This window comes from Myxococcus sp. AB025B, assembly GCF_006518215.1.
Lineage (GTDB): Bacteria > Myxococcota > Myxococcia > Myxococcales > Myxococcaceae > Myxococcus > Myxococcus fulvus.
The window spans coordinates 1-9,774 of sequence record NZ_SRLW01000345.1; the positions used below are offsets into that span (position 1 = coordinate 1).

At 69.7% G+C, this 9,774-nt stretch carries 8 protein-coding genes; 5 read left to right on the plus strand and 3 right to left on the minus strand.

Annotated features, from left to right (window positions below; genetic code table 11):
- Positions 1 to 108: 108 nt before the first annotated feature.
- The 3 genes from FL311_RS36880 to FL311_RS36890 all read right to left on the minus strand — a co-directional run bounded on the left by FL311_RS36880 (position 109) and on the right by FL311_RS36890 (position 4,539).
- Entirely contained in the window at positions 109 to 2,412 is a 2,304-nt protein-coding gene (locus FL311_RS36880) for a LysM peptidoglycan-binding domain-containing protein (RefSeq protein WP_228557326.1), read from the minus strand.
- Between the two features lie 142 nt (positions 2,413 to 2,554).
- Complete coding sequence (locus FL311_RS36885) at positions 2,555 to 4,150, minus strand: cytochrome c family protein (protein WP_141332372.1); 1,596 nt, start codon at positions 4,148 to 4,150, stop codon at positions 2,555 to 2,557.
- Between the two features lie 5 nt (positions 4,151 to 4,155).
- A complete protein-coding gene (locus tag FL311_RS36890) occupies positions 4,156 to 4,539 on the minus strand; it encodes a PleD family two-component system response regulator (protein WP_141332373.1) in 384 nt (127 codons plus the stop codon).
- Between the two features lie 171 nt (positions 4,540 to 4,710).
- Between FL311_RS36890 and FL311_RS36895 the strand changes: the two genes are divergently transcribed.
- The 5 genes from FL311_RS36895 to FL311_RS36915 form a co-directional block, all read left to right on the plus strand.
- On the plus strand, positions 4,711 to 6,357 hold the full coding sequence (locus tag FL311_RS36895; protein WP_141332374.1) for a mechanosensitive ion channel family protein: 1,647 nt from the start codon (positions 4,711 to 4,713) through the stop codon (positions 6,355 to 6,357).
- A 120-nt stretch (positions 6,358 to 6,477) separates the two neighbouring features.
- Complete coding sequence (locus tag FL311_RS36900; protein ID WP_141332375.1) at positions 6,478 to 7,080, plus strand: hypothetical protein; 603 nt, start codon at positions 6,478 to 6,480, stop codon at positions 7,078 to 7,080.
- Between the two features lie 16 nt (positions 7,081 to 7,096).
- Complete coding sequence (locus tag FL311_RS36905; protein WP_141332376.1) at positions 7,097 to 7,927, plus strand: hypothetical protein; 831 nt, start codon at positions 7,097 to 7,099, stop codon at positions 7,925 to 7,927.
- A 13-nt stretch (positions 7,928 to 7,940) separates the two neighbouring features.
- The gene (gene lpoB / locus FL311_RS36910; RefSeq protein WP_141332377.1) at positions 7,941 to 8,549 is read left to right on the plus strand and encodes a penicillin-binding protein activator LpoB; all 609 of its coding nucleotides are present in this window, start codon (positions 7,941 to 7,943) and stop codon (positions 8,547 to 8,549) included.
- Positions 8,550 to 8,595: 46 nt separating this feature from the next.
- Positions 8,596 to 9,774 (plus strand): COG3014 family protein (locus tag FL311_RS36915; RefSeq protein WP_141332378.1); only part of this gene is annotated, 1,179 nt, incomplete at its 3' end.

Here is a 9,774-nt window from a genome sequence, read left to right on the forward strand (position 1 = left end):
GGGTGGGTGAGCGCGCCGTTCCGCGAAATGGGCGAAGTCATGCGCCCACCCGATGCAATTCACTCGCCCGGCGTCATCGTGTCCGGAAGGCCCCTGTCGAGAAGGCGCTCACGGCGCGCTCAGCGAGAGGACCTTGCCCGTGGGGATGGTGCGGTGGTCCTTGATGTTGTTCCACCGCATGATGTCCTGGACGCTGACGCCGTAGCGCTGCGCGACGGACCAGAGCGTCTCGCCCTCGGCCAGCGCGTGCACCTTGCCGCCGCTCACGGGCTTGCCCGCGTTCGACGCGACCTGCCTGGCCACCACGACGGTGCCCGCGCGCTCCTGCACCTGCGCCGTGCCCTGGGGCCACACGTACACGAGCGAGCCCACCTGCAGCGTCGGGTTGCGCCGGCGCAGGTTGTTCCACTTCTTCAAGTCATCCACCGACACGTTGAACCTGGTCGCGATGACCCAGAGGCTGTCGCCGGACTGCACGCCGTACGTCACGCGCGTGCGGCCGTTGAGCGTCTCCGTCTTCACCGGGCCCGCGGCCACGGGGCCCTTGGGCGTGCCGGCCGGCACCTCGTCCTCGGGACGGTGGGCCACGACGCCGCTGCGACGGGCCTGGGCCACCTTGCTCGCGATGGCACCGCCCGAGCCTCCGGCGGCCTTGCTCGCGGGGATGGGGATGACCAGGTCCGCGCCGAGCTTCAGCGTGCGCGCGCTCTTGAGCCGGTTCATCTGGAGGATGGCCTCGGAGGCCGTGCCGTAGCGCTCCGCGATCTGCGACAGCGTGTCGCCGCGCTTCACCTTGTGCACGCGGAAGGTCAGCCGCTCCGCGGGGGAGATGCGCTTGAACCCCTCGACGAACTGGGGGCCCGCGCCCTTGGGCAGCCGCAGCTTGTAGGGGTGCTTCGTGCTCGCCGGGGGCGTGCACCACCGCTTGAGCTCCGGGTTCAGGTCCTGCACGTCCTGGATGTTCACGCCCGCCGCGCGGGCCACCACGTCCAGGTCCGTGGCGTCGGTGAGTTCCACCTCGTCGAACTCCAGGGGCTGCTCGTAGTCGAACTCCTCGTCGGAGAAGCCGAACGCGGACGGGTTCTTCGCGACGAGCGCGGCGGCGATGAGCTTGGGCACGTAGTGCTTGGTCTCCTTCGCCAGGCCCTTCTCCTCGGCGAGCGCCCAGAAGTCGCGCGTGCCGTGGCGCTCAATCATGCGCCGCACGCGACCGGAGCCCGTGTTGTAGCCGGCCCACGCCAGATACCAGTGGCCCAGCTCGCGGTAGAGGTCCTTGAGATAGGTGGCCGCGGCGTGGGTCGCCTTGAGGGGGTCCCTGCGCTCGTCCACCCAGAAGTCCTGCTTGAGGCCGTACTGCTTGCCGGTGCTGGAGATGAACTGCCAGGGGCCGGAGGCGTGCGCCCACGAGTAGGCGTGCGCGGAGAAGCCGCTCTCGATCATCGCCAGGTACACGGTGTCCAGCGGCATGCCGTGCTTCTCGAGGATGGGCTGCATCACCGGCAGGTAGCGCGCGGAGCGGGACATCCACTTGCGGAACCAGCGGCGCCCGGGCCCCTGGAAGAACTGGATGTACTGCGCGACCAGGGGCTGCATCTCCACCGGGATGTCGTAGCGGTCCTGGATGCTGCGGACGTCGAACGTGGCCAGGTTGGTGATGAGCGGGAGCTGCTCGGGAGAGTCGTCCTCGCGGAAGGTGGGCTCCTCGAGCGCGTCCAGCATGCGCATGCGCAGCGGGTTGGCGAGGCCCAGACGTCGCAGCGACTGCATCACCTCGGCGCTCGGCTTCGCGGTGGGGTCCAGCGTCACGCTCTCCAGCGCGCGCATCTCCTCCAGCTCCGCGGACTCGGACTCGACCACCTCGCGAGTGGCCTCGGGCTCCTCGTCCACTTCGTCGGGAGCGCCAGCGAGGGCGCGCGCCTCGTCGGCCTCGTCATCTCCAGGCGCCGCCTCGGTCGCGGGAGCCACCGGCTCCTGCTTGCTCGCCATGTCCGTGCCCGAGGTGCCCTCGGCCTTCACGTCCTTCGCCGCGTCGGCGGTGCCCGCGGCGGGAGGCGCGACAGCGTTCGATGCGCCCTCGACCTTCGTGCCCTTTGCCACCGTCGTCGCGGAAGGCGAGCCCGTGGAGGGCGAGATACCCTCGACCTTCGCGCCCTTCGTCAGGTCGGCCGTGCCTGCGCGCGACGGCTCGGTCGCCGGCCCGGTGGGGCGCGTGGCCGTGCCGCTGTCTGGCATGCTCGTCTGCGTGGCGGTGTCCGTCGCGGGCGCGGGCTTCGGTCCAGCCGCGGCGGGCGCCGGCGTCTCGCTCGCGGCGAGCACGCGCATGCCGGCGGGAGGCGGCGGCATGGGTGGCGGCACTCCCTGCGAGGCGGGGAGCGAGGCCAGGTTCAGCACGAGGAGGCAGAAGGGCAGCATGCGGTCGCAAGAAGAGTGCGCCCAGAAGCAGGCGAAGCCCCAAGTATTCGCCCTTTTTCTTGACAGTCAAACAACGAGTCGCCCGGTATGGCCGAATGAAGCACCCACCGTGGGTGCGGCCTGCGAGGCAAACGCTGCGGGTTTACGGCTTCGCGGGTTTCCGCTCGTCCGCCGGCTTGTCGGGTGACGCGGCGTCCAGGGGCTTCCCGTGACCCGGTCCCAGGATTCGCGGCAGGTACGTCGCGAAGTCGAAGTGCGGCGAGTTCTCCGGGTTGTGGCAGGTGACGCAGAGCGCTTCACCGGGCGACGCGATGATGTTGTCCGCGCTCGGCTCCTCCGCGTGCACGGAGCCAGGGCCATGGCAGCTCTCGCAGCCCACGTCCTCGCGCCCCGCCACCTTGTCCAGCCGGCACACGCCGCCCGGCTGCTCCCAGCCCGTCACGTGACAGCCCACGCAGTTGAGGTGGTGCTGCTTGCCCACCTCCTCCAGCGTCTCCCACGCGTGGTGGTGCTTGGACTTCTCCCAGACGGGGAAGCTCTCCTCGTGGCACGCGCGACACGGCTCGTTGCCCACGAAGCCCGCCTGTCCCTTCGCGGGAGCGGGGCAGTCCTGGCCGTGCTCCTTCGCCCACGCGAGGTTCAGCTTGCCCACCTCCGAGTCGTAGCGCGCCACCAGCGCCTGCGCGTCCGGCAGCGACGGCAGCCCCGACTCCAGCGGCACGAAGCGCACCGTGAAGCCATTGACGTCGGGCGACGCGGCGGGCGGCGCCGACACCAGCGCCTGCTTGCGCGCCACCAGCTCGTCGCGCTTGCCCTGCTTGAGCGCCTTGAGCTTCGGGTCGATGCCCGGGAGGTTGATCTCCTTGTCCAACAGCGCCGTGCGCTGCTCCAGCGCGGCCACCTCGCGCTCCAGGTCGGCCTGTCCCTTCTGGAGCGAGAAGCTCCCGGGCGCCTTCGCGTAGCTCAGGTCCACGCGAACCAGCGAGCGGCCCTTGCTCTGCGGCGCGACCACGGGGACCGTGGCCTTCACCAGCCGGTTCTGCTCGCCGCTCAGCTCGGACGCGGAGCGGGTGGCCACCAGCACATCCACCGCGAGCCCCGGCACCTCCGCCGCCTTCTGCGCCTCCTCCAACGGCGCGTCCAACAACCCCAGCACGAAGTCCGCGCCGTCCGAGCGGGCCTTCGCGCTCGCCGCCACCAACCGCTCCGGCGAGTCCGCCGCCACCACGCCCACCTTGCGGGGGCCCGCGGGCAGGAGCTTCACCGCGCCGTCCGCCACCTCGGGCAATCCCAGCCCCTGACGGAAGGCCGCGCCGCGCGTGTCATCCAGCGGGCCGGTGGCGCGCACCGACAGCCCCATCATCCGCATGGCGTCCGCGAGCGCCTTCGCCTTCAGCTCCTCCTGCGGCACCTGCCCGGGCTTGAGCGTCTTCTCCCCGAAGAGGCTGTTGCCGCCGTCCACATAGAGCACGGGCAGCGCGCCCTGGCGGGCCTCGCTCACCTGGAAGGCCGCGCGGGCGATGCCTCCGCGCATGTTCTCGCTGCAGCCGCACGGGCCCAGGTAGCCCTGCGTGTCCGCGGAGACGAAGAGGATGGCGCCCGACGAGGAGGCCGCGGCCGTGGGGGACGCGCCCGCCTCGGGTGTCTCGGGCGGGCGGGGAGCGGGGTCCGTGCGCCTGCAGCCTCCGAGCACCAGCACCAGGCCCCAGAGGGCGGCGACCAGGACGGGGCGCGGCATGCGAATCACCAGAGGATGCTCTGCACCAGCTCGTCGATCTTCTCGCCCATGGCCTCCAGCCCGTTCTCCTTGGAGAGGAAGCCGTCGGCGCCCACCTGCTCGGCCAGCTTGGACAGCTCCACGTCCGGGAGGCTGGAGAACAGGACGATGGGGATGTCCTGGGTGCCGTACTCGTTCTTCAGGGTGCGACAGATGTCGGTGCCCTTGGCCTCGGGCATGTGGATGTCCGTGAGGATGAGGTCCGGGCGCCAGGCCTGGAGCGTCTTCTCGAACTCCATCAGCGTGGAGGTGGCGACGACCTCGTAGCCGCGCGCTTCCAGCACGGCCTTCTCCATGGCGAGCGTGATTTCGCTGTCGTCAATCAGGAGGATTCTTCGCTTCTCGGACACGTCGACCTTCCTTGGGCGCCGTTTCTATCCTACCCCCAGCCGGCGCACCAACGCCTTTCCCACGGGGTGAGAGGGGTGGTGTCCCCGACGTCCCCCTTGGCGCTCCTCCGCCAGGGGGCCAGGCCCCGACTTCTTCCGGCAAAGGGGCCGAAAAGGAGTAAGGAGGGCCGCATGATGCACACAGACGGAAGGGCCTGGATGGCCCTCCTCGTGATGGGACTCGTCCTCGGGGCGCTGCCCTCCCAGGCGCTCAACTCGGGTCTGCCGCCACCCTCCGCGGCGATGGACCGCCAGACGCCCCATGCCACGGCGCAGGGCTTCCTGTCCGCCGCGCACCGGGGGGACTACGCCTCCGCGGCCCACTACCTGGACCTGGACTTCATCCCCAAGGCCCAGCAGCCCGAGCGCGGCGCCCAGCTGGCGCGCCGGCTCAAGTTCGTGCTGGACCGCAAGCTCTCCATCGACCTGTCGGCGCTCTCCAAGGCCCCCGAGGGAGACCCGGCCGACCCGCGCTTCGACCTGGTGGGCACCATCCCCCTGGACGGGGCCAACGTGAGCGTCCGGCTCCAGCGCGTGACGCAGGACGGCGCGCTGCTCTGGGTCTTCAGCGAGTCCACCGTCCGGCTGGTGGACCCCCTCTTCGAGGCGTACGGCCCCCGCGTGGCGGAGTGGCTGCCGCCGTTCTTCTTCTCCGGCACGGTGCTGGGCCTGGAGCCGTGGCAGTGGCTGGGCCTCCTGGTGGTGCTGCTCGCCTCGGTGGGGCTGTCGCTGCTGCTGGAGAAGGTGTCGCTGGCGTTCGCCCTGAGGCTGGCGCGCTGGACGCAGATTGAGCTGGACGACCAGCTGGTGGCGGCGGGGAAGGGCCCCTTGCGGCTGCCGTTCTTCGCGGTGCTGCTGGCGGTGGGCACGTCCTTGCTGCTCCTGCCGCGCCCCACGCAGACGGTGTTCAACCGGGTGAGCTACTCGCTCATCATCGTCGCGGTGGCGTGGTTCATCCTGCGCTTCCTGCGGGTGTTCGCGGACTTCATCCAGAACCGCGTCAATTCCGAGAGCCGAGACCCCGCCCGGGCGCGCTCGCTGCGCACCCAGTTCGCCGTGCTGCGCGCCGTCTTCGAGGCGGCGACGTACGTGGTGGCCGCCGCGCTGCTCCTGATGCAGTTCGAGGTGGTGCGCAACGTCGGCGTGTCGCTGCTCGCCTCGGCCGGAATCGCCGGCATCGTGATTGGTCTGGCCGCGCAGAAGTCCATCGCCACGCTGCTGGCGGGCATCCAGCTGTCCATCACCCAGCCGGTGCGCATCGGCGACCAGGTGGTGGTGGAGACCGAGTTCGGCACCGTGGAGGAGATCACCCTCACGTACGTGGTGCTGCGCGTCTGGGACCAGCGCCGCATGGTCATCCCCATCACCTACTTCCTGGACAAGCCCTTCCAGAACTGGAGCAAGGTCAGCCCCGAGCTGCTCGGCGCCGTCACCCTCCAGGTGGACTACTCCACGGACGTGGACGCGCTGCGCGGGGAGCTCAAGCGCATCCTCGCCAGCCAGGCCAAGGCCCTCTGGGACGGCCGCGTCCAGTCCGTCGTGGTGCTGGAGGCCCAGGACCGCACGTTGACCATCCGGGCGCTCGTCAGCGCCGCCAACCCGGACAAGCTCTTCGACCTGCGCGCCCTCGTCCGCGAGAAGCTGGTCATCTTCCTCAGGGCCCATCCCCAATGGCTGCCCTTCACCCGCACCGAGTCCCGGCAGGCCCCCACCGTGTCGGCCGACCCCCAGCCGGACGCTCCCCAGGACGCCACCCTTCCGGGGCCTCGCGCTTCCTGAGAGAACGGGCCCGGGCCCAAGGTGCGCTTGCCAGCCCGAGCGGTGTTTTGAATATTGGCGGGGGCCGGACCGTCGGACGCAGTGGAATTTTCGCACCTACCGCATGTGGGAGTCTTCGAGATGAAGCGTCATTCCAGGTTGTGCGGAGCCCTCCTGTCGCTGGCCGTGGCGGCGCCGTTGGCCGCGGCCGCGCAGGAACGTGGCCGCACGGATGGGCCCGAGGAATCCGAATATGGCAAGGGTGGCTACTCGGGTTCGAGCAACACGGGCGTGTCGTTCCAGCTCGAGTGGGGCGCGGCCGTCAACGCCGAGGAGCCTCCCCGCAACGCACCCGAGGGCCCCCCGCTCTATGTCGGCGCCACGGTGTCGTGGTGGGGCGCGGACTGGTTCGCGCTGGACGCCAACGTCACCTACGTCTTCGACGGTGGCCGCACCAACGTCATGGTGGGCCCGCGCTTTCGCAGCTGGGGCTGGCCGCTGGTGTTCTCGCTGGGCCTGAAGGCGGGCGCCATCTACACGCCGGACTACGTCGACACCACGTACCAGGACGCCCGGGCCGACAAGGAGGAGCTGCACTTCGGCATCTCGCCCCAGGTGGGCGCGGAGGTGCTCATGGGCTCGCGCGACCAGGTGTCGCTCGGGTTGTTCTACACTCCGGACATTCCCATCGGCGGTGGCGGCGTGACGCACCGGTTGGGCATGGCCGTGGGTTATCGCTTCTAGAGGGGGAGGTCCCGACATGATTGCCCAAGTCCTCGCGGCGACCCTGGCGCTGGCGGCGAGCCAGTCGCCCGTCAGCCTGTCCACGGCGAATGGAAGCCCTCGAATCGCCCTGCCGTTCCCCGAAGGGAACGTGCAGACCTACAACATCATCCAGTGGGATCCGAACAACCTGCCGCGCATCTACGAGCGCTCGGACCAGCTGCCCCTGACGGACGAGGAGCTGACCAAGCTGTCCCAGGCGGGCTTCGAGCCGGCGGACCTGGTGAAGATGATTGAAGAGCGCCGCTGCGCGTGTGACGCGAGCGCGGACGGGCTCATCAAGCTGAAGAAGGCGGGCGTGGACAAGAAGGTGCTGGCGGCGGTGTCTCGCCACGGCATCACGCCCAACCGGGAGCTGGAGCTGCTCATCACCCTGGACTTCACGGGGGAGAGCCGCGTGGCGCGCGAGGCGTTCCTCTACTTCTTCGTGGAGGACGGGGACCTCACCCGCGTCTTCACGGCGAACATCTCGGAGCTGCTGCAGCGTCGCAACCGCCACGAGACGAACGTGGACCGCAGCGACATCCTGGTGGCGCGCACCGTGCGCCGGGTGCAGCTGGCCGGCCGCGTGCCCCTGAAGACGTACGGCAAGCACTCGGTGATGGTGGCCGCCAGCGCCAGCCCCACGCTCACCCATCCCTCCCAGCTCAACGCGCAGGAGCGCTCGAAGGCGCAGACGTACACCTTCGACTATCCGCGCGCCTCGCTGATGAGCCAGTGTCGCCTGACGGCCGGCTACCGTCGCGACGCGGTGCTCGCCTACAAGTGGAACTTCGAAGGCAGCCGCTTCGAATGCGAATGGAACTAGGAGTCACCGCACCATGAAGATTCATCGCCTGCTCTTGTCCGCCAGCCTCGTCGCCTCGCTCGCCGCGTGTGGTGGTCCGCGTGCCTTCACGCGTGGCACGTACGAGGACCCGAACGAAATCGAGATGCTGTCGGACCAGTTCAACGAGAACGACCTGCAGCTCATCGCCAAGAAGATGGCGGAGTCGCTGGCCTCCTCGCCGCGCTTCTCCACGCCCCGGCCGGACGGCTCGCTGCCCATCGTCCTCGTGGGCAAGCTGAAGAACAGCACCTCCGAGCACATCGACATGCGCTCCCTGGGGGACAAGATTCAAACGGCGCTCGCGCAGACGGGCCGCTTCGCCATGGTGGACCAGGCCGCGCGCCAGGACATCGCGGAGGAGTACGAGTACCAGCAGTCCGGCTACGTGAACCCGAACGCGGCGAAGGGCCCCGGGCAGCAGGTGTCCGTGGACTTCCTGATGTCGGGTGACCTGGCCTCCATCATCCAGGAGGTCGGCCGCGACAAGCTCGTGTACTACAAGATGACCGCGAAGCTCAGCAACGTGCGCACCGGCCTCATCGAGTGGACGGACGAGAAGCAGATCCGCAAGAAGTTCGAGAAGCGCGGCGTGAGCTGGTAGCTCCGTCGACGGTGGCCGCCGGCTCGTGGTGAAGGCTCGACTGCTCATGATTCCTCTCCACCACCCTCCGGCGCGCCCCCGTGGTTGGGGCGCGCTCGCGCTGGTGAGCGTGCTGCTGTTGTCCGGCTGCGCGGGGGACTACGTGTCCCGCACGCGTGGCGTCCGTGAGTCGTATCAATCGGGGCGCTACAACGAAGCCCTGTCCGAGCTGGATGCCCTGGCCAAGGACGGCTCGGCCAAGGACACGCTGCTCATCCTGTTGGACAAGGGGATGGTGCTGCATTCGGCGCGCAAGTGGGCGGAGAGCAACGCGGTGCTGGAGCAGGCGGAGAAGCTCAGCGCGCAGCTCGACGCCGTCTCCGTCAGCGAGGAGGCCGGGGCGCTGGTGACGAACGAGCGCCAGCGCGCCTACCGCGGCGAGGACTTCGAGAAGCTGATGATCTCCGTCGTCCAGGCGCTCAACTACGCGGAGCTGGGTGACGACGAGGCGGCCATGGTGGAGGTGCGCCAGGTCAACGAGCGCCTCCAGAAGATGGTCGTCGAGGAGAAGAAGCCGTACCAGCAGCTCGCCATCGCCCGCTACCTGGGCGGCGTCATCCGCGAGGACCAGCGCGACTGGGACGCGGCCTACATCGACTATGCGAAGGCGTACGAGCTGGAGCCCCGGCTGGGCGAGCTGGCGGAGCCGCTGCTCCGACTGGCGAAGTACACCGGACGCGACCAGCTCTACGAGGAGCTGAAGGCGAAGTACCCGGGCGTCGAGCACCCGCCGCTGGCGCGGGACGAGGCCCAGATCGTCGTCGTCGTGGAGGCGGGGCTCTCCCCGGAGAAGCAGCCCGCGTCGCGCGACGTCAACGGCGGCAACCTCATCGAGGTGCCCGTCTACCGGGACAGGGGCGGCGCGCCGCAGGTGGGCGTGACGCTGGGCGAGCAGCACGTGCGCGCCGTCACGGTGACGTCCATGGCGGACGTGGCGCGGCTGCACCTGGACACGCGCATCGGCGGGATGCTGGCGAAGCAGATTGCCGGCGTGGCCGTGAAGGCGGGCCTGGCGGCGGGCCTGGGCGCGGCGACCAAGAGCGAGGAGCTGGGCGCGCTGGCCTTCCTCATCCTCAACGCCGGCAACGCGGCGGACCTGCGTTCCTGGCTTTCCCTGCCTGCGGAGTTCCAGGTGGCGCGCTTCCGGGTGTCGGCGGGGAGCCACGTGGTGCGGGTGGAGGGGGGC

What these genes read in the sequence shown, in the direction of transcription:
- FL311_RS36885 (WP_141332372.1), bottom strand. Translation starts at nt 4,150, where the DNA reads ATGCCGCGCCCCGTCCTGGTCGCCGCCCTCTGGGGCCTGGTGCTGGTG.
- FL311_RS36895 (WP_141332374.1), top strand. Translation starts at nt 4,711, where the DNA reads ATGATGCACACAGACGGAAGGGCCTGGATGGCCCTCCTCGTGATGGGA.
- FL311_RS36880 (WP_228557326.1), bottom strand. Translation starts at nt 2,412, where the DNA reads ATGCTGCCCTTCTGCCTCCTCGTGCTGAACCTGGCCTCGCTCCCCGCC.
- lpoB (WP_141332377.1), top strand. Translation starts at nt 7,941, where the DNA reads ATGAAGATTCATCGCCTGCTCTTGTCCGCCAGCCTCGTCGCCTCGCTC.
- FL311_RS36905 (WP_141332376.1), top strand. Translation starts at nt 7,097, where the DNA reads ATGATTGCCCAAGTCCTCGCGGCGACCCTGGCGCTGGCGGCGAGCCAG.
- FL311_RS36900 (WP_141332375.1), top strand. Translation starts at nt 6,478, where the DNA reads ATGAAGCGTCATTCCAGGTTGTGCGGAGCCCTCCTGTCGCTGGCCGTG.